The sequence below is a fragment of the Flavobacterium galactosi genome, from assembly GCF_048158585.1.
In the GTDB taxonomy this organism is placed as follows: domain Bacteria; phylum Bacteroidota; class Bacteroidia; order Flavobacteriales; family Flavobacteriaceae; genus Flavobacterium; species Flavobacterium galactosi.
In genome coordinates, this window is sequence record NZ_JBLNKV010000009.1 from 74,003 (window position 1) to 95,647 (window position 21,645).

The 21,645-nt window shown below is 32.4% G+C and carries 16 protein-coding genes; 9 read left to right on the forward strand and 7 right to left on the reverse strand.

The window, feature by feature from the left end; genetic code table 11:
* Positions 1-318 precede the first annotated feature (318 nt).
* The 5 genes from ACM55M_RS16505 to ACM55M_RS16525 all read left to right on the forward strand — a co-directional run bounded on the left by ACM55M_RS16505 (position 319) and on the right by ACM55M_RS16525 (position 8,812).
* Positions 319-3,204: a TonB-dependent receptor gene (locus ACM55M_RS16505; RefSeq protein WP_416858778.1), complete on the forward strand. Its 2,886-nt coding sequence runs from the start codon at positions 319-321 to the stop codon at positions 3,202-3,204.
* Positions 3,205-3,313: 109 nt separating this feature from the next.
* On the forward strand, positions 3,314-4,318 hold the full coding sequence (locus tag ACM55M_RS16510) for an alpha/beta hydrolase (protein ID WP_416858779.1): 1,005 nt from the start codon (positions 3,314-3,316) through the stop codon (positions 4,316-4,318).
* A 23-nt stretch (positions 4,319-4,341) separates the two neighbouring features.
* Positions 4,342-7,029 carry a family 78 glycoside hydrolase catalytic domain gene (locus ACM55M_RS16515; protein WP_416858780.1) on the forward strand — a complete coding sequence of 896 codons (2,688 nt, stop codon included), beginning with the start codon at positions 4,342-4,344 and terminating at the stop codon, positions 7,027-7,029.
* A 147-nt stretch (positions 7,030-7,176) separates the two neighbouring features.
* Positions 7,177-7,731, forward strand: a complete 555-nt coding sequence (locus tag ACM55M_RS16520; protein ID WP_416858781.1) for a 1-acyl-sn-glycerol-3-phosphate acyltransferase — start codon at positions 7,177-7,179, stop codon at positions 7,729-7,731.
* Positions 7,732-7,810: 79 nt separating this feature from the next.
* Entirely contained in the window at positions 7,811-8,812 is a 1,002-nt protein-coding gene (locus ACM55M_RS16525; protein ID WP_416858782.1) for a hypothetical protein, read from the forward strand.
* Between the two features lie 67 nt (positions 8,813-8,879).
* On the opposite strand, the gene ACM55M_RS16530 is transcribed toward ACM55M_RS16525, so the two are convergent.
* Complete coding sequence (locus ACM55M_RS16530; RefSeq protein ID WP_416858783.1) at positions 8,880-9,356, reverse strand: helix-turn-helix domain-containing protein; 477 nt, start codon at positions 9,354-9,356, stop codon at positions 8,880-8,882.
* 311 nt (positions 9,357-9,667) lie between these two features.
* On the opposite strand from ACM55M_RS16530, the gene ACM55M_RS16535 reads away from it, so the two are divergent.
* The 4 genes from ACM55M_RS16535 (at position 9,668) to ACM55M_RS16550 (ending at position 14,587) form a co-directional block, all read left to right on the forward strand.
* The gene (locus ACM55M_RS16535) at positions 9,668-10,822 is read left to right on the forward strand and encodes a M14 family metallopeptidase (RefSeq protein WP_416858784.1); all 1,155 of its coding nucleotides are present in this window, start codon (positions 9,668-9,670) and stop codon (positions 10,820-10,822) included.
* Between the two features lie 77 nt (positions 10,823-10,899).
* Positions 10,900-11,379, forward strand: a complete 480-nt coding sequence (locus ACM55M_RS16540; RefSeq protein ID WP_035672404.1) for an Lrp/AsnC family transcriptional regulator — start codon at positions 10,900-10,902, stop codon at positions 11,377-11,379.
* 98 nt (positions 11,380-11,477) lie between these two features.
* Complete coding sequence (locus tag ACM55M_RS16545; RefSeq protein WP_416858785.1) at positions 11,478-14,063, forward strand: phosphoenolpyruvate carboxylase; 2,586 nt, start codon at positions 11,478-11,480, stop codon at positions 14,061-14,063.
* Between the two features lie 8 nt (positions 14,064-14,071).
* Positions 14,072-14,587 carry a DinB family protein gene (locus tag ACM55M_RS16550; protein WP_416858786.1) on the forward strand — a complete coding sequence of 172 codons (516 nt, stop codon included), beginning with the start codon at positions 14,072-14,074 and terminating at the stop codon, positions 14,585-14,587.
* 1 nt (position 14,588) lies between these two features.
* Here the strand turns inward: ACM55M_RS16550 and ACM55M_RS16555 are convergent, their stop codons facing one another.
* The 6 genes from ACM55M_RS16555 to aroB all read right to left on the reverse strand — a co-directional run bounded on the left by ACM55M_RS16555 (position 14,589) and on the right by aroB (position 21,502).
* Positions 14,589-15,065 (reverse strand): DNA-deoxyinosine glycosylase, encoded by a 477-nt coding sequence (locus ACM55M_RS16555; RefSeq protein WP_416858787.1) that lies wholly within the window; start codon positions 15,063-15,065, stop codon positions 14,589-14,591.
* 6 nt (positions 15,066-15,071) lie between these two features.
* A complete protein-coding gene (recQ, locus tag ACM55M_RS16560) occupies positions 15,072-17,183 on the reverse strand; it encodes a DNA helicase RecQ (protein WP_416858788.1) in 2,112 nt (703 codons plus the stop codon).
* A gap of 82 nt (positions 17,184-17,265) precedes the next feature.
* Positions 17,266-17,670, reverse strand: a complete 405-nt coding sequence (locus tag ACM55M_RS16565; protein ID WP_416858789.1) for a DNA primase — start codon at positions 17,668-17,670, stop codon at positions 17,266-17,268.
* Between the two features lie 9 nt (positions 17,671-17,679).
* On the reverse strand, positions 17,680-18,651 hold the full coding sequence (locus tag ACM55M_RS16570; RefSeq protein WP_416844416.1) for a deoxyhypusine synthase family protein: 972 nt from the start codon (positions 18,649-18,651) through the stop codon (positions 17,680-17,682).
* Between the two features lie 92 nt (positions 18,652-18,743).
* Complete coding sequence (locus ACM55M_RS16575) at positions 18,744-20,144, reverse strand: type III PLP-dependent enzyme domain-containing protein (protein ID WP_143388376.1); 1,401 nt, start codon at positions 20,142-20,144, stop codon at positions 18,744-18,746.
* A 290-nt stretch (positions 20,145-20,434) separates the two neighbouring features.
* Positions 20,435-21,502, reverse strand: coding sequence for a 3-dehydroquinate synthase (gene aroB / locus ACM55M_RS16580; protein ID WP_416858790.1), 1,068 nt, complete (start codon positions 21,500-21,502; stop codon positions 20,435-20,437).
* Positions 21,503-21,645: the final 143 nt, after the last annotated feature.

Here is a 21,645-nt window from a genome sequence, read left to right on the forward strand (position 1 = left end):
TAACCTCAATTTATTTGTTTGTTACACATTTTTTATCGTAAAAAGAGACCAATATTTTTGATTTAGAATGATTTACTTTTAAAATAGGAGCACTGTAAGCCCTTATTTTTAATAGGTGTCGAACTTACATAGTTTTTTTGATAATTAAAATTGATTAATGTGATAATTAAAATGAATATAGGTAATCGGTTACACTGATAATACCATAGTACTGTATTCAGAATTCATTTTGATAGTTTTGAAATATATAAAACATAAAATTTTGTTATGTATAAAAAAATCAAAGAATAAATAAATACTAACTAAAAAAACCAGAAAATGAAGAAGTTTTTACAACAACATCGAGTTGCCCTGTTCCTGATTAAGGCATTGGTGTTGTATTTAGGATGCTGTACGCAAGCGATGGCGCAACAAATTATTCAGGGAAAAGTGACTGATGATAAAAATGAACCACTTATAGGCGTAAGTGTGACAGTAAAAGGAATAAACAATGGAATCAATACGGATGCTGATGGAAAGTACAGTATCAATGCTAAAATTAATTCCACATTAGTTTTTAACTATGTAGGTTTTAAGACAAAACAAGTTGTAATTATCAATCAAACAACTGTTAATGTTGTACTACAAGAAGATACACAAGCATTAGATGAAGTTGTGGTTACAGGAGTATTGGACAAGCGCACAAGAATGCAATCTTCAGTTTCTATCTCGACAATCAGTGCCAAACAATTTGATAAAATTGCGATTACGAGTTCTGCTGATTTATTGAAAAATATCCCAGGAGTTTTTGTAAATTCTTCTTTGGGAGAAATTCGTAATACCGTATATTCTCGTGGAGTTTCGGTAGGATCTAATGATGGAGCTTCGGGTTACTATTATGTTTCTATGCAGGAGGACGGTTTGCCAGTTACTAATGCAACTTTTGGAAATTACGGTCCAGATTATTTCTTACGTACAGATGCTACTTTGAGTAAATTGGAAGCCGTAAGAGGAGGAACAGCTTCTATCTTAGGTAATAATGCACCTGGAGGAATCTTCAATTATGTTTCAAAAACAGGAGGTAAGACTTTTGAAGGAGAAATTCGTGCTAAATATGGTTTAGAAGGAAATGGAAAAAATCCCTATTACCGTGCCGATTTTGATTTTGGCGGACCTTTAAGCAAGGATAAATCACTTACGTTTAATGTAGGTGGGTTTTTACGTCAATCTGACGGCGCCAGATATTCTGGATATCCAATGAATAATGGTGGGCAAATAAAAGCGAATTTAGTAAAAACCTACAAAACAGGTACAGTTAAAGTTTTTGCAAAATATCTTAATGATCACAATGGATGGAATGAATTTACACCAACTATTGGTTTTACAGATCCACATTATCCAGCAGGAGTAACAAATACTACTTCCGTATTAATTCCGGCAGTTACAGCTGATTTTACAGTAAACCAAGCGGGTGAAAAGATGCATTATGATTCAACAGATAAAATACATTCTAAAGATAAATCTATTGGTATTAACTGGGAGCAAGACTTAGGAAATGGATGGAAGCTAGACAATAAAATACGTTATTCAGATAAAAGTACTGTTTGGAATACTACAGCTGTGGTATATCCGTTTGCAACTGACACTCCTGTTTTTTATGCTGTTTCTGGGAATTTATTCAATTTTGGTACCTATTCTTTTAACGATCATGCAAGTGGAACGCAAATAGGTTCAGTTACTCACTCTCCAAATATAATTGGTGGTAATTTTGCTGGATTTAATGAAACAGTAAATTATAGTAACTTTCCTGGCGCTTCTATTCAGGCTAACTCGTTGTATTTTAATCCTATATTCTTCACTCAAAACAAAATGAAAGAAATTATAGATCAATTTACAATTACCAAAAAAATTGATAAAATGACTTTTACTGGAGGAATGTTTTTTGCTAAATCTAATTTAGACAGAATGGTATCTACAGGTATTGGAGAATCGTATTCTCAAATGACTTCACCACGACCTTCTTTAACTGATATTTCTTATGTTGGTTTATTTGATGGTCAAACCTATAATGTTACAAATCCTGATGGAATTACTGGGGGTTCAGGTAAAAGTGCGCCAGTAGATATTATCACTGTAGCTCAAAAACAAATGGCTTTTTTCTTAGGTCATACTTGGGAGATGAGTTCAAAAGTAAATTTTGACTGGGGTATCCGTTCTGAATCAGTATCTTTTAATGGAAACAATCAAATTTCTGAAAGTGTAGCTACAACAACTCCGGGCGGAACGGATGGAAATCCATTGACTTTGTATGATAATAAAATGGGACAAATTAAGGCTACTTATGTCTATTCTAATAAGAAAGTAAATACATTCTCTTTTTCAAGTGGTTTAAATTATAAATTTGTAGATAATCAAGCTGTTTACGGTCGGTATTCTCTTGGGAATAAAGCACCGGATATGGATATGTTTGTAACTACAAATACAGCATTTGGAGCAGATAACTTAATTCCTACGGCTCAAAAAATACAACAATTTGAAGCGGGATATAAATTGAAAACCGGAGGGACTAATTTATTTGTAACTCCTTTCTATAGTATCGTGAGCAATGTACCGCAACGAACAACTGGTCAAGAAACAGCTGATATTACTACTGCTTACAACACACCTGCTTTGTATAATAAATTTAGAACTATGGGGGTTGAATTTGAAGTAAATCAGGAATTTACAGAAAAATTTAGTGTAAGAGGTGTTGCAACTTTTCAAGATTCTAAAGCTGTTATATATAGAACTTGGGATTTAGGTGCTAATGGAGTAGCTGATGATAAAATAGTTGATTTCTCAGGAAACGAAACTGACAATAATGCGAAAGTAATTCTTAGAGTTTCACCGAGCTATACTTCTGGTAAGTTCTATTCTTCTCTTGATTTTTCTTATATGGGAAAACGTGCAGCTAACGTTCCAAATGCATTCGAATTACCATCGTACAATCAAACAAACTTGAATTTAGGATACAACTTAACTTCAAAATTACAGTTGCAAGCTAATATCAACAACCTTTTTAACCAAATAGGTGTTATGGGTTGGTCAGCTCCAGGAGGATTCCCTGCAGCATTAGACAGACAAGGATTTACAGCAGAGAAATTAGCAGCAAATCCAAATGCAGTATATTCTACTTTGAGTCTGCCGGCTAGAGCCTATTTCATTACTGTTACTTATAAATTTTAAGTTTCATAATTGTTTTTATAAATGACCAGATAAGGCTTATTGTCTTATCTGGTTTTTTAGGTAACTTTCAATCTTCAATTATTTTAAAACATTCTGAAATCTTTCAAAAATGATAAAACAAGTTCCAATTCTCGTCCTGTTATTAAGTTTTACAATTTGTAATGCTCAAAAAGTAATCCCCCTTTACGATGGAAAAATTCCTAATTCGAAAATCATAAGTGGATTAACAGATACCACCGCTGTTTTTCCATCGGGAAATAAAATGATTCATTTTGTTTTAAGAGTTGCAAGTCCGGATTTAACTATTTTTTTACCGGAGAAAAGTAAAGCCACTGGTATAGCAGTTATTATTTGTCCGGGAGGAGGTTATTCGGGATTGGCAATTGATCATGAAGGGTATGATATTGCAAAAAAATTAAATGAAAAAGGGATTGCGGGTTTTGTTTTAAAGTACCGTCTGCCTAATGCATTATATGTTGATAATAAGCAAATAGTTCCTTTGCAGGATGCGCAACGTGCCATTCAATTAATTAGAGAAAATGCTAAAAAATGGGGAATCAATCCTAACAAAATTGGTATAGAAGGGAATTCGGCAGGCGGGCATTTAGCTTCTACAGCCGGAACACATTATCAAAAAGCACTAATTGACAATCCGCTAAAAACGAGTTTGCGTCCGGACTTTATGGTTTTAAATTATCCTGTTATCAGTATGGCGGATAGTTTGACCCACTTGGGTTCAAGATATAATTTGATTGGAGAGGGATTATCTCCCGAAGCATTAAATAAAATTATGAGTGACTGGAAAACATCAGAACAAAAATTAGCCAATCTGCCGGTAAATGGAGAGAAGATTAAGGAATATTCTAATGAACTGCAGGTGACATCTGATACACCTCCTACATTTATTACACATGCCGTAGATGATAATGTAGTTAAAGTTCAAAATTCAGTATTGTTTATTGCTGCTTTACAAAAAAATAAAGTACCGGTTGAATCTTTCTTTTATGCCAAAGGCGGACACGGTTATAGTATGGATAATCCAACTAGTGATGTAGAATGGATAGACAGTTGCACAGCTTGGATTTTAAAAATTAATAAAGGATTAAAAAAATAATAATTAACCTAATAGATTAAAAAATGAAGAAAAATATTCTGATTTTAGTACTCATTTGCTTCAACACAATGGCTTTTGCTCAAGTCGATCTTCGCAACCTTACCGTTGAAAATGCATCCAATCCAATTGGTATTGGCGTAAAAACACCTCGTTTTAGCTGGCAATTGGTTTCTAATAAAAGAAACGTAAAACAAACGGCTTACGAATTTGAGGTTAAAGAAGGAAACAAAACCGTTTGGGCATCCGGAAAAGTAGCTTCGGAAGCATCGATTTTTAATAAATATGCGGGTTCACCATTAGTTTCTAATGCGAAATACATTTGGCAAGTACGTGTTTGGGATAACCAGGGCCAGACTTCTAAATGGGCAACAGCTTCTTTTGGAACCGCATTGCTTAATTCGAATGAATGGAAAGCAACCTGGATTTCATCTGGGTTAAAAAGCGATACCGTAAATGGTATTGTACCTATGTTCAGAAAAACATTTTTGTCCAATAAAAAAGTAGCTTCCGCCAAAGTCTACGTAACTTCAAGAGGTTTGTATGACGTGCAAATCAACGGAAAAAGAATGGGAGATTCCTATTTATCTCCAGGTTGGACCAGTTATGATAAGCACTTGCAATACCAGACGTATGATGTTTCTGATTTGCTTTCAGAAGGAAAAAATGCCATAGGAGTATTGTTAGGAAGTGGTTGGTACCGCACCCGTTTAGGTTGGGAAAATAAACAAAATATTTATGGAAAAGAAACGGGATTGCTGTTTCAAATGGTAATTAAATATACTGACGGAACAACTGAAACAGTAGTTTCTGATACTTCTTGGAAAGTGAGCAATAGCCATGTTACCTATTCTGAAATTTACAATGGTGAAGTTCAAGATGCAAGATTAGAACAAAAAAACTATAGCGCTGCTAATTTTGATGATAGTAAATGGAACAATGTTGTCAGTAAAGATTTTCCAACAAATTATATCACGGCTGCCATCAATGAACCGATTCGCAAACACGAAAATCTAAAACCAATTGCTGTTTTGACTTCTCCAAAAGGGGAAACTGTCCTAGACTTTGGTCAAAATTTAGCCGGTTGGGTAAAAGTAAGTGTTCTAGGAAAAGCAGGTGACCAAATCAAGCTTTCGCATGTAGAAATGTTAGATAAGAAAGGAACGCCGTATTTTGAAAACTTACGTTCGGCCAAAGCACAAGCTATTTACACACTTAGTGGAAATGGAATTGAAACTTTCGAACCTCATTTTACCACTTTTGGTTTTCGCTATGTAAAAGTGGAAGGAATAATGGGAAAAATAAATCCAAATGATTTTACGGCTATTGCGTTGTATTCGGATATTAAAAAAACAGGCTCTTTTGAAACTTCAAATGCATACATAAACAAATTACAATCTAATATTCAGTGGAGCCAAAGAGGGAATTTCTTGGATGTGCCTACAGATTGTCCGCAACGGGACGAACGTTTAGGTTGGACTGGTGATGCCGAAGTATTTTCAAGAACAGCTTCATTCAATTTTAACGTAGACCAGTTTTTTGCCAAATGGCTAATTGATGTTGCGGCGGATCAAAAAGAAAATGGAGCAGTGCCATTTGTTATTCCAAATGCTTTGAAAGGATCTTTTTTTGATATGCCTGTTGGAGCTGCCGGATGGTCTGATGCCAGTATCATTATTCCATACAATATGTATGTGAGTTTTGGTGACAAGGAAATCGTTGAAAGACAATATCCAAGTATGAAAGCCTATTTGGGCTATGTGCAAAGTACAGCCAAAAATGATTTGTGGAATACTGGTTTTCAGTTTGCGGATTGGTTGAGCTATAGAGTGGATGATTCTAAAGGAATGATTGGAATGAAGTCAGCTATTACCGATAACTATTTGGTAGCCCAATGTTTTTACGCTTACAATTTAGAAATCATGATAAAAGCTGCAACTTTATTGGGTAAAACGGAAGAAGCGGCAGCATATCAATCCCTTTTGGAACGCGTTAGAAAAGCCTTTCAAACCGAATATATGACGGCATCAGGAAAGTTAATTTCGGAAACACAAACCGCTTATATTTTGGCTTTGCAATTTGATATGTTACCAGAAAACTTAAGAGCGCAAGCAGTTGATCGTTTGGTAAAAAACATCGAAAGTTATGAGTATCATTTGACTACGGGATTTTTAGGGACACCTTTTTTAAACCCAGTTTTAACCCGTTTTGGAAGAAATGATGTGGCTTATAAATTATTGCTTCAAGATACCTATCCTTCTTGGTTGTATCCAATAAAAGCACACGGAGCCACTACTATCTGGGAACGTTGGGATTCTATGAAACCAGACGGAACTTTTCAAGATCCAAGCATGACTTCTTTTAATCACTATGCGTATGGAGCAGTGGGAGATTGGATGTACAGAACAATTGCAGGTATTGATACAAAAGAAGCCAAAGGAGCAGGATATAAAAACATACTTATTAAGCCTGAAATAGGTGGAAATCTTACTTATGCCAAAGGAAGTTTGGAAACGAATTATGGGGTAGTTTCTTCCTCTTGGAAAATAGAAAATAGCAAGTTTATTTTGGATGTAGCGATTCCAGCAAATACTAATGCCACTATTATATTTCCTACCAATAAAATCGAAACTATAAAAGAAAACAAAGCGGTTCTAAATGCCAAAAGCAAAACAGTTGGCTCAGGAAAATATCACTTTGAAATGGAACTTTAATTATTTTTTTACGAGTACCGAAGCAATCCCATAACGAAAGCAACAAATGGGATTGCTTCGGTACTCATTTGTAAAACGTTATTTTTTTAAAATGTATGTAACCAAAATAAGATATTAATTGTTTATTTTGTACGAAAGAATGGAACAATGAAGAAGCGATTTTATAAATGGATATTTTTCAAACTAATGGGTTGGAAAATAGTTGGGAATATTGATGCAGATATTAAAAAATGTGTCATGATGGCCCTGCCACATACTAGCGCCCATGATTTTTATTTGGGAATTTTTACCAGAGGAATAACAGGGCTGGAAATGAACTGGGTTGGAAAAAAAGAATTGTTTCGTTTTCCTTTTGGATTTTATTTCAAATATATGGGTGGTGAACCCTTGGATCGAACAGGAGGATTGAATAAAGTAGATTCAATTGCAGCTATTTTTAAAAGAAAGGAAATTTTTCGACTTGCCGTTGCACCTGAAGGAACCCGTGAAAAAGTAGGTGAACTAAAAACAGGCTTTTATTACATTGCCTTAAAAGCAAATGTTCCCATAATTCCTGTCGCTTTTAATTTTGGTAAAAAAGAAGTAAATCTGGGAAATCCATTAATGCCTTCAGGAAATTTAGAAGCTGATATGCTAATTTTAAAAAAACATTATATAGGAGTAAAGGGTAAAATTCCTGAAAAAGGATATTTTTTTCAATAAAAGTTAAAATAATACCAAAAAGATAAAACCAAAAGGTTTTGTTTTTCGTAAATATAATTAAATCTCTAAAATTATACTTATGAAAAATTTATTTATTACTTCCGCATTTCTAATCGTACTATTCGCATCATGCGATAATAATGATTCTAATTCTACTCCGGCAGAATTGAACTTGGTTACCTCAAGTAACACCTCGGGAAAAGTTACATATACTAATTTATTGGCAACAATGCCAACAGTAAAATCATATACAGTGGGTTCAGTAGATGCTGAGGGAATCTCATATAACGGTGAAACAGATGAGATTATAATTGCTTCCAGAACAAATAATCGCTTAGAAACCTATTCAGGATTGAAAACTGCATTTACAGCAGGAACAGATAATTTAATGTTGACATTGAATAGTATTACCGGAGAATTTTCTAATGCGAGAGAAACTGCTATCTCCGGAGATAAAATTGTGGTTGCTCAAGATCAATCGACTAGTAATGGAATGATCAATAAATTATTTGTATATCAAAAAACAACAACAGGTTTTACTTTGATGAAAACATATATAACCGATTTTAAACTATGGGGAATACACATGGATGGGGCAGATTTGTATGCTGTTGCTGATTTGACAGGTGATATTGTACAATTCAAAAATTTCATGACTAATGCTCCAGGCAATATTTTAGCTACTAAGCGTGTAACTATTGCAGGTTTAACCCGTACTCATGGAATTACATATTCAGCTTCAGATGATGTTATGATTCTTACTGATGTTGCCAGTGCAACTTCGGCAACTGATGGAGGTCTTGTCATAATAAAAAATTTCTCCAGTGTTTTTGCGTCTATAGCTACATCAGGAACAATTGCTTTGACAAACCAAGTTAGAGTTTATGGTCCTAATTCACTTTTAGGAAATCCTGTAGATGTTGCTTATGATAGTGTAACAAAGAATATTTATGTTGCCGAAAGACTTAACGCTGGTGGACAAGTATTGACTTATAGTTATCCAACAACTTCAGGTGATTTTGCTCCAATCAATGTAAGAGCCGAAGCAGGCGTAACTTCGATTTTTGTTTTAAGAAAATAAATTTACTTTTTTAAGTTTACCTTTTTTAAATAACCCCCAATTCGGAAATCTGAATTGGGGGTATTTTTTAATCCGGAATATAACTTTTAAAAGTTCCATTTTTATAAAAAATTACAATTTTATCAATTTCACTCGAATTAGATTCTTTATCTGTATTTTGAGTTTCCGTCTTTTTTGTTTCCAAAACAGTTATCGGATTTGTATTTTTTATTTCTGAGAATAAATTTTCTGGAATACTTTCATTGTTTAATGGAATAGGAATATTTTGTTTGACAACCTCTTCAAATACAGTTTCTTTTTTTTCAATATGCTCTGTATTTTTTGGGAATGTTCCTTTTCCATTCAAAATCCAATACAAATCAACATCAGGAAAAACCTCTAAAATTTTAAGGATGAAATCTAGACTTGGCTTATTTCTTCCTGAAAGTAGGTGAGATAAACTCGAACGCTGTACACCAATTTTATCTGCAAAAGAGGAAGCATTCAGACCGTAATAATCCAGTATAATTTCTAGTCTTTTTATAAAATCGTCTGTGTTTACCATTGTAAATTTTAATTAAAAAAAATCGATTTACAAATGTAACTAAATCAGATGGAAATACCAAAATTACAAGTGTAAATAGTATTTATTTCAACATTTTAGTTAAAGTAAAGCTAGTTATAATGATTATTAATTTATTGATAATTAATATTTTAATAAATAGTAATATTATAGATAACATTTGTCAATTGTAGAGGGACTGTTCGGAATAATAGAATGCGAAAAAGTGTTTACATCATTGAAATAACTTAAATTCAACTTGTTTACAAATGTAAATATAAAGATGTTTACTTTTGTAAATCAAATAATATAGTATGAATTTAGAACAATTATTCAGTCAATATAAAGAAGAATCTATCCACGGACGTTATATTACTTTAGATTCGATTGAGCCTTTATTGCAAAAATTAAATACCAATAAGCAACTAAAAGTTATTGGAAAATCAGTCTTAGGAAGGTCTATTTATTCTTATCAAATTGGAGAAGGCGAAACCAAAATTTTTCTTTGGTCTCAAATGCATGGAAATGAAAGTACGACTACAAAAGCGCTTTTTGATTTCTTGAATGTGCTTACTAGTGGTTCAGATTTAGCGAAGCAATTGCTAATGGACTTTACTTTTTGCAGTATTCCAATGTTGAATCCTGACGGAGCAACTTTATATACACGTGAAAACGCGAATAAAATAGATCTCAATCGAGACTCTCAGGATCTTTCTCAGCCAGAAAGCAGGATATTGAGGGAAACTTTCGAATCTTTTAAACCTGATTATTGTTTTAATCTTCATGATCAGCGCACTATATTTGGAGTTAGTGACACAGGTAGACCGGCAACATTGTCTTTTTTAGCACCTTCTTATGATGAAGAGAGAGAAATAAATGAATCTAGATTAAAAGCTATTAATTTGATTGCGGGGATAAATGAGGTATTGCAGGTTTATTTGCCAAATCAAATAGGACGTTTTGATGATTCTTTTAATATAAACTGTATAGGAGATACTTTTCAGTATTTAGGTGTGCCAACTTTATTGTTTGAAGCCGGACATTTTGCAAATGATTATGATAGGGAAGAAACAAGAAAATTTGTTTTTATGGCGTTAATTTCCAGTTTTACGATACTTAGCGAAAACGTTATAGTTGATAACGGAATTAATAAATATTTGAATATTCCTCAAAATAAAGTCGTTTTTTATGATTTAATGTATAAAAACATCAGAATAAATTATGATGGTATTGAAAAAATCACCAATTTTGCAGCACAATACAAAGAAGAGTTATTTGAAAATCAGATTTACTTTAACGCCTATATTTCAGAAATTGGCGAATTAGAAAATCATTTTGGTCATTATGTGTATGATGCTGAAGGAGCACTCTATAAAGATGACTCCGGCGATTTTCCGAAATTAAATCAAAAAGCTGATTTTTATTTAGATAATAACATAAAATTTGTTAACGGAATGATAAAAGTATAATATTTATATCGTTTTATTAATTTTTATGTATATTTTTATACTTTGTAATAGCAATTATTAATATTAATTAAAGAAATATGAGTAAGTTTCGTTTAGATGAAGTAGATCACCAAATATTAGATATGTTGATTGATAATACAAGAGTTCCGTTTACAGATATAGCAAAAAAACTGTTGATTTCTGCAGGAACTGTGCATGTTAGGGTAAAAAAAATGGAAGATGCAGGAATTATAATGGGATCTTCATTAGTTCTTGATTATGACAAATTGGGATATTCTTTTATTGCATATGTAGGTGTTTTTCTTAACAATACATCTCAAACAAAATTTGTTTTAGAGCGTATTAATGAAATTCCTTATGTAACAGTTGCGTCTGTAACAACAGGTAAATTTAATATTTTCTGTAAAATTAGAGCTAAAGATACTAAACATGCTAAGGATGTTATCTTCATGATCGATGATATAGAAGGTGTTTACAGAACTGAAACTATGATTTCGCTTGAAGAAAGTATAAATGATAAGAAGCGCTTAATGCATACTATTTTTAAAAATATGTAATTAATTCTTGAACGCTATATTCTAAAAATATAACCTCAAGTTTATTCTTGGGGTTTTTTTATGAAAAATTAACTAACTAAATCAACTATAACTGAATTATGTACACGCTACCTAAAATAGAACGTTTCAATCAAGATGTTCTTTCAAAATATCACATTTATAATAGTGTTTTTATTACATTACCTTTTGATTCTATAGATAATACAGGTGTTTTACTTCCTTTGTTTACAGATGTTTGTGATACAGGTTTTAAAAAACAGGAAACACCTAAAGAAATAGTCGATTTTTTTGCTAAAAGATATTTGCATAGCGCTTCAGAAACAGAAAAAATTGATTTAATGTTTCGTTTTATTCAATATATCGAACGCCAAATTGTATTATTTGACGCTATTGAAGATGCTGCTTTTCCTGTAGTAAATAACATGGAAGGAAGAGGGTCTTTAAGAGATATCAAAGAAAAATCAGAAGCAAAAGAGAAGGAAGAGGAATTGATTAATTTCTTGGAGGATTTCAATGTAAGAACGGTTTTAACTGCGCATCCTACGCAGTTTTATCCCGGTGCTGTACTTGGCATTATCAATGATTTAACGGATGCTATCCGTAAAAATAATTTACTTGATATCAAGCAATTGTTGGCACAATTGGGTAAAACTCCTTTTATTCAAAATGAAAAACCGAATCCTTTTGATGAGGCGGTAAGTTTGATTTGGTACCTTGAAAATGTATTTTACAAAACTTCGGGAGATATGGTTCATTATCTTCAGAAGAATATTTTTAATGGAAATTCAATTAAAAATCCATTAATTAAACTTGGATTTTGGCCTGGTGGAGACCGTGATGGAAATCCATTTGTAACTACAGAGATTACTTTGAAAGTTGCAGAACGTTTAAGAACTTCTATATTGAAATGTTATTACATTGAAATGAGAAATTTAAAACGTAAGTTAACATTTTCAGGTGTAGATACTTTAGTTTCAGAACTTGAATCTAAACTTTACCGTTCTGTTTTTTATTCACGAGGAGAAATTTTCATCACTTTGGATGAATTTAAATCACAGTTAAAAAAAATAAAACAGATAATTATTGATCAGCATCAATCATTATATCTTGATGAGTTGGACGCACTTTTAATTAAAGTTAATTTATTTGGTTTTCATTTTGCCTCTTTAGATATTCGTCAAAACAGTAAAATTCACGATGCTGTATTTAATGACGTTGTGGAATTCTATTTGAATTCAAATCCTGATGTTTTTCCTGAAAATTATTTTGCATTATCCGAAGAAGAAAAATTTGTAGTTCTTTCTAATGTTAATGGAGACTTAAATCCAAATGTCTTCAATGATGAAATGACCAGGTCGACTATTGAATCGATTCAGGCTATAAAAACAATACAGGGAAACAATGGAGAATTTGGTGCCAACCGTTATATTATAAGTAATAATGAAAGTGCGCTTAATGTGATGGAAACCTTCGCTTTATTCCGTTTAAGTAATTGGGAAAATCCAACTGTTGATATTATTCCGCTTTTTGAATCCGTTGATGATTTACAAAATGCGCATGCTATCATGGAAAAATTGTATACAAATCCTGCTTATGCGAAACATTTGGTAAACAGAAACAATAAGCAAACTATAATGCTTGGTTTCTCTGATGGTACGAAAGATGGGGGCTATTTAATGGCAAACTGGAGTATTTACAAGGCTAAAGAAGAGCTTACGGAAATCTCCAGAAAATACGGCATAAAAGCTATTTTCTTTGATGGTCGTGGTGGTCCTCCAGCTCGTGGTGGCGGAAAAACACATAAATTTTACGCTTCATTAGGTCCAAACATTGAAAATAATGAGATTCAAGTTACCGTACAAGGGCAAACGATAAGTTCTAATTTTGGGACTTTAGATTCTTGTCGTTATAATTTAGAAAATTTACTAAGTGCCGGTGTAACCAATCAAGTTTTTAGTAAAGGTCAAAACGAATTGTCAAGTAACGAAAAAGATATTTTGAATCAATTGGCGGAGTTAGGATATGAAAAATACTTGAGTTTTAAGAATCATCCTAAATTCATCCCGTACTTGGAGCAAATGAGTACTTTGAAATATTATGCTAAAACTAATATTGGAAGCCGACCATCAAAAAGAAGCAAATCGGAAAGTTTAGATTTTGCAGATTTGAGAGCAATTCCATTCGTGGGTTCTTGGAGTCAGTTGAAACAAAACGTACCGGGATTTTTTGGTGTAGGATCAGCTTTAAAACATTTTGAAGATACGGATCAATGGAATAAAGTTCAAGATTTATATGACAACTCTTTATTCTTTAAGACTTTGTTAGAAAACAGTATGATGTCATTGGCAAAATCATTTTTTCCACTAACAGCTTACATGAAAAAAGACCCTGAATTTGGTGTTTTTTGGCAAATAATCTATGATGAATTTTTAGAAACAAAACGTTTGCTTTTGAAAATTGCTGGTCATAAAGAATTGATGGAAAATTACCCTGATGGTAAAGCATCCATACAAATAAGAGAGCGTATTGTATTGCCATTGTTGACAATACAACAATATGCTTTATTGAGAATTAATGAAATAAATAAAGAGAAAAACCCAGATATAGACTTGATTAAAGTGTATGAGAAAATTGTAACACGTTCTCTTTTTGGAAATACAAACGCAAGTAGAAATTCAGCTTAATTGTAAAAATGAAGACAGATCAATTGCCTGTAAGTGAATATTCTGAATTTAACGCAACTTATATCAAAGCTGCGGGGAATGTTGAAATGATTGAAGAATTGGAAATTTGTCTTCACGATTTTATTCGTTTTGTACAAAATATTCCTATGGACAAATTTGATTATAGGTACGCCGAAGGGAAGTGGACAATCAAAGATATTATTCAACACATCATTGATGCGGAAAGAATTTTTGGGTATCGTGCGTTGCGAATTTCTAGAAATGACAAAACACAATTACCTGGTTTTGAAGAAAATGATTATGTTGATAATACGAGTGCAAACGATAGAAATATTCAAGACTTATTAGCGGAACTCTCAGCGGTTAGACATTCTAATTTGTTTCTTTTTAAAAGTTTTTCAGAGGAACAATTAAAAAGAATTGGAACTGCTTCTAATAATGAAATTTCAGTTCGTGCAATAGGTTTTATTCTTATTGGTCATCAAAAACACCATCAAGGGGTTTTTCAGGAAAGATATTTATAACTTATAAGAAACAGGTTGACCAGATTTTCAACTTGTTTTCAAAAGACATTGTATTAGCAGGACTAGTAGAAGGCATCACATAATACGTGATGCCTTTTATTTGTCCAAATTTTTTCAAAAAGTATTTATGACTTTCTTTTCCGTTAAAGATGATTGTAGTGATTGCCGGGAATTCTTTGAACAAGGTTTCAAAATCATTTTCTTTATGATTTTTGATGTGGATGTCCAAACTCCCTTTTCTTTCGCAATTTTCCAATACATCCCACAATCCAATTTTGTTGGTTTGCAGTACTTGTATTTTTTCTTCGAAAATTTCGGATATTGGTAAATTACCCAATAGTGTGTACATTATTTTCCAAAAATGATTTCTTTTATGTGCATAATATTCCTGTTTTTCCAGAGAAGCGATACCAGGCATAGTTCCCAAAATCAAAATTTCAGTCTGAGAATTTATAAAAGGGGAAAATGATTGTATCATAGTTTTTTAAAGTATAGCGTTTTCTTTTTCTAGTATGGACAATGCCAAGCGGATTTTTCCGTAATCTATTTTCTCCTCAAAATAATCAAAATATGGTTTTAATGCATTGGGAGATTCAAGTTTTATTTGTGCTTCAGCAATTTGAGACACTTCCTCTTTAGAAATAAACGGGTTCAAATCAATAGCAGCTCCGTCAAGATATAATTTGGCTAAATGTGACATAATCGTACTTAAACCTAATTTTCGCTTTTGAGAAATTTCTTCAACAGATAATCCGTTTTGGTACAATTCTAATGTTTCTTTATAGGTGGTGGCTTCTTTCTTTTTTTTGACAACTTTTGATTTTTGAAAATCAATGATTGCTTTTATAAAAGCATCACCATATTTTTCCAGTTTTGCTTTTCCAACACCATCAATTGCCAGTAACTCAGGATCACTGGTAGGTCTTTCCGTTTCCATTTGGCGCAAAGCCGCATCACTAAAAATAACATATGCAGGAACCGATTCTTCTTTTGAAATTTCGTAACGTAATTTTCGTAAGGTATCAAATAATGAATTTACAGTAGATTTGCTTTTCACTTCTTTGACTTCTTGTTTGTCAATATTGATTTTTTGGACTGTAGTCAATTGTACTTTTTCTCCTTCAAATAAGACTTTTTTGGCAAATGCAGTCAGTCTGATTTTGTTTTGCTGATGAAAAGCAATTTCGCAATAGCCCAAATTGATAAGTTGGATTAAATATTGATTCCAATCAAACCAAGAAAGGTCAATACCAACACCATAAGTTTTAAGATTTTGATATTCTTTTTCAAAAATATAAGCATTTTTTGAACCCCGCAAGAAGTCAATGATAACGGGTAACGGTTCTGTTTCTTGCAAACGAATAATCGCCGACAATGCTTTTTGGGCAATTACGGTTCCATCAAAAAAGGAAGGCGGGTTTTTACAAATATCGCAATTACCGCAGTTTTCCGTAACGAGTTCTCCAAAATATGAAAGCAATATTTTTCTGCGACAACTTAAGGCATCTGCATATTGTTTCATTCTTTCTAGTTTCGCCAATTGTACTTCGGCATTCAAACCTTGGGATGCAAATTTTTGTAATTGAATAACATCACCGTAACTTTCGAACAATACCGTTTCTGATGGTAATCCGTCGCGACCGGCACGACCAATCTCTTGGTAATAGCCTTCGATATTTTTTGGTAAATTATAATGAATTACCCAGCGAACATTCGATTTATCAATTCCCATTCCAAAAGCTATGGTGGCGCAAACCACTCGGCAATCATCATTGATGAACTCATCTTGGGTTTTAGACCGAATTTTGTTGTCTAAACCAGCGTGATAAGCCTTTGCATTAATGCCTATTTTTTGTAATTTTTCAGCAAGCTCTTCGGTTGTTTTTCTACTTAAACAATAGACTATTCCTGATTCGTTTGGCTTTTCTTGGATGAAATCTATAATTTGTTTTACGCGGTCTAAAGCAGGACGAACTTCTAGACTTAGATTTTTTCTATCAAAAGAAGCGACGAGTGTTTTAGGGTTTACTAGATTTAATTGGTTGCTAATGTCTTTACGTGTAGCTTTATCAGCTGTAGCAGTTAAAGCTAATATTGGAGTAGAAGGGAAGCGTTTTTTGAGATATCCTAAATTAGTATATGCTGGACGAAAATCGTGTCCCCAAGCCGAAATGCAATGTGCCTCGTCAATAGCAATAAGACTTATGGTTAAACTATTGAAAATGTTATCAAGATAAGAAAGACTTTCCGGTGCAATGTAAACTAATTTTATACTATTCGATTGTAAGCTTTCAATATAAAATTGACGTTCGGCTTCAGTTTGGCTGCTATTTATAAAACACGCTTGAATCCCATTTGTTTTAAGACTATCTACTTGATCTTTCATCAAAGCAATTAGTGGTGAAATAACGATGGTGATTCCTGGAAAAATTAATGCCGGTAATTGAAAACAAATTGATTTTCCACCACCCGTTGGCATAATAGCCAAAGTATCTTGGCCAGAAAGGACACCATTTATTATATCTTCCTGATTGGGTCTGAATTTTTCAAAACCAAAGTTTTCCTTGAGTTTGGCATGTAAAATTTGTTGCGTCATTTTGGCGTATATTTGTATTCTAAATTAACAAAAAAAGGAACTCGTTTGGGAGTTCCTTTTTTATTTTTATCGAAGAGTTGTATTAATCTTCATCATCATCGTCTTCGTCCGATATATCTTTATCATCACCATCATCGTCGTCACCATCATCTCCACTATCTTTATCGGGCTTATCAAGGTTTTCATCCTCATCATCGTCATCTTCTATTGCATCGTCATCATCAAGCTCAAGACCGCTTATTGGTTCAACAACTGCATCGATATCATCATCTTCATCATAATTTTCAATTCTGTCTGCTAATTTTGTACTGACTTTTACTAAATATATGGTGTCTTCCGTACGTACTTCGACAGCTTCTATTAATTCATTTTTAGCATTTCTAAAACGGATAATGTTTGAGTCATCATATCCTTCAGGAAATTTTTCTACCAAAAGGTTCAAAATTTCATTTGTAAGTTTTGCGTAATCAACTATTACTCTTTTCATAAAGTTATTCTATAAATCTAATAAATAAGCGAAAATTAAAGGTGCTACAATGGTAGCATCGGACTCAATAATAAACTTGGGAGTTTTTATATCTAATTTACCCCAAGTAATTTTTTCATTCGGGACCGCTCCAGAATAAGAACCATAACTGGTTGTAGAATCTGAAATCTGACAAAAATAACTCCAAAATGGAATGTCATGCATTTCCATATCTTGGTATAACATTGGTACAACACATATTGGAAAATCTCCTGCAATTCCTCCACCAATTTGGAAAAAACCTACACCATTAGTACTGTTTTTTGGGTACCAATCAGACAAGTAAACCATGTATTCGATACCGGATTTCATTGTTGAGGCTTTTAATTCGCCTTTAATCACATATGATGCGAATATATTTCCCATCGTGCTATCTTCCCAACCTGGTACAATAATAGGTAGATTTTTCTCGGCAGCAGCATACATCCAACTGTCTTTTAAGTCAATTTCATAATATTCTTCAAGAACACCTGAAAGTAACATTTTGTACATAAACTCATGTGGAAAATATCTTTCCCCTTTGTCATCCGCGTCTTTCCAAATTTTGTAAATATGTTTTTGCAAACGACGAAATGCTTCGTGCTCAGGAATACAAGTATCTGTAACTCGATTTAAACCTCTTTCTAATAAATCCCATTCATCTTGAGGAGTTAAATCTCTATAATTGGGAACTCTTTCATAATGAGAATGTGCTACCAAATTCATAATGTCTTCTTCAAGATTTGCTCCTGTGCAAGAAATAATATGAACTTTATCTTGACGTATTATTTCTGAAAAAATCTTTCCAATCTCCGCTGTACTCATAGCACCAGCCATGCTCACCATCATTTTTGCACCGTTGGCTAATTGTTGCTCGTACGCCTTAGCTGCGTCAACTAAAGATGCAGAATTGAAATGCAGATAATGCTTCTCAATAAACTGACTGATCGGTCCTTTGCTCATTTTTTAAAATTTAAAGATTTAAAAACCGAAACATTGAATTTGTATTTCAAATTTAACGAATTTTTAAATTGACTAATTGTATAATTAAGTATTTATTTTTTGTCGTAACCTAATATTTTTAAAACATCATCGGAGGTTTGTTGCTCTGAGAAAACCTCAGTTGCTAAAATTCCATTTTCGTCTCGATCTATCAGGATGTGTTTGGGTTGAGGAATCAAGCAGTGATGTAAACCACCATAACCACCTATAGTTTCCTGATACGCTCCGGTATTAAAAAAACCAATATATAGCGGTTTTTCTTTGTTGTATTTAGGTAAATATATGGCATTCATATTTTGCTCTGAATTGTAATAGTCATCACTATCACAAGTCATCCCACCTAATAAAACCCTTTCATAAGTTTCATTCCAGCGATTGACCGCTAACATGATAAAACGTTTGTTGATAGCCCATGTATCTGGCAAAGTTGTGATAAAAGAGGAATCAATCATATTCCATTTTTCTCTGTCATTTTGCTGTTTTTGATACAAAATCTGATAAATTGCGCCGCCACTTTCTCCAACCGTAAACGAACCAAATTCTGTAAAAATATTTGGAACATCGACTTCTGCTTCATCACAGGCAATTTTTATCTGATTGATAATCTCGTCAATCATATATTGATAATCGTATTCAAATGCCAATGAGTTTTTGATAGGAAAACCACCACCAATATTTAATCCATCTAATGTAGGGCATTCTTTTTTTAATGCAACATAAACTTTGATACATTTTACTAATTCATTCCAATAATATGCATTATCATTTATGCCGGTATTGATAAAAAAGTGCAACATTTTAAGTTCCAATTTCTTATTTTCTTTGATTTCTTTTTTATAAAAAGGAACGATATTTTTGTATCCAATTCCCAATCTTGAAGTATAAAACTCAAATTTTGGTTCTTCCTCGGCAGCAATACGAATTCCAATTTTGAATTTTCCCTTTATTTGACCTTGAAGTAAATCCAGTTCTTCATAGTTATCAATAATTGGAATAGCATTTTTATGTCCGTTATTAACTAATCGTGCTATGTTTTCAATGTATTGATCTCTTTTAAAACCATTACAAATGATATAAGTGCTTTTATTGATTTTTCCATTTGCCAATAAATTTTCAACAATATTAATGTCAAAAGCAGAAGAAGTTTCAATATGAATATTATTCTTGAAAGCTTCATTCATTACAAATTCAAAATGAGAACTTTTTGTGCAATAGCAATAATAGTATTTTGCCTCATATTTATTTTTTTCCATCGATTTACGAAACCAGCTTTTGGCTTTGTTAATGTTATTGGAAATTTGAGGTAAATAAGTAAATTTTAATGGTGTGCCATATTTCTCTACCAGTTTCATCAAATCGATATTGTGAAACTGAAGGTTATCTTTGTTTAAAGTAAACTCTTCTTGGGGAAAGTAATAAGTTTGATTTATTAAATCAGAATATTTTGTATTCATTTAGTTTTCAGTATTTTAGATTAAGTATGCGTAAAAATAATTAATCTAAAATTCAAACTCTGATATTTGCATAAATTATTTGAAGCTTTTCATTATCTGCTTTCAAATATTGAAAAACATCAAAACTAAAGTTTCCTTTGATGGAATAAAAACGTTTCAATATTCTTAAAAAAGACATATTGTTTCGGTTTTTCTTAGAACTATAATTTCTCTTGTTTTGACTTTTTTTCATTGCAGCAAATGTAAAAAATATTATATACGTAATGCAATCCTTTTTATAAAAAAAATAATTAAGATTTATAATCCAGAAACGCTTTAAGAATTAATTCATTGTCAACCGATTGATTGATTTTTATGTTTCCAATGCCTTCGATTAATGCAAACTGGATGTTGCCATATTCATTTTTTTTGTCGTGAATAAGCAATTCCAAAATAGGTTTAATATCATTTTCTTCAAAAATAATGTCGTCGTATATTGTTTTAATAGTTGATTTTATTTGAAAATATTCTTCCTGATTGATTAAATTTTTATGTAATGAAATATAACTTTCCAATATCATTCCAACTGCAATCGCTTCGCCGTGTAATAAAGTAGTTTTGTTTTCATTCTCCAGAAAATAGCTTTCAATAGCATGACCAAGAGTATGACCAAAATTCAATGCTTTTCGGATGTTTTTTTCAGTTGGATCTTGTTTAACAATTTCATTCTTTATTTCTACAGAACGGTATATTAATTCATCAAAATCAGCAAAATCAATGGCTTTCAAATCTAGAAATTGCTCCCAGTATTCTTTGTCATAGATTAAACCGTGTTTTAGCATTTCGGCAAGACCGGAACGCATTTCATTTTGCGGCAATGTTTCAAGATATTGGGTATCAATAAGAACCATTTTAGGCACATTGATCACCCCGATTTGGTTTTTTAAATTACCTAAATCAACACCGTTTTTTCCACCCACAGAAGCATCAACCATAGACAATAGAGTAGTAGGAATGTGAATAAAATCAACTCCTCTCTTAAATGTTGAAGCAACAAATCCGCCTAAATCAGTAACAACACCACCCCCTAAATTAATAACAAGGCTTTTTCTGTCAGCACCAAGTTCAGTTAATACATTCCAAATTTGAACACAGGTTTCAATATTTTTGTTTTGTTCCCCTGCTTCAAATTCAATGATTTCAATAGTAAGATCAGTTTCTAAAAAAGGTAGGAATTTTGGCAAACAAAACTCATTTGTATTGCTGTCTACAATAATAAATAGGTTAGAATACTTATTCTCTTTTAAATGAAGGTTTAATGCTTCATATCCTTTTTCGTTGAAATAAATCGGATAACTGTTGGCTTGAATCGTTTGCATCGTTGTTGATTAATTGAAAGCGCAAAATAAGGTAATTTTTGCTAAATAATATTTAAAAATCGCTCAATAATTAGACATAAATATCACAAATAATAAAAAATATATTCAATAAAACACAAGTTGTCTTTTTATAAAAAATTTTT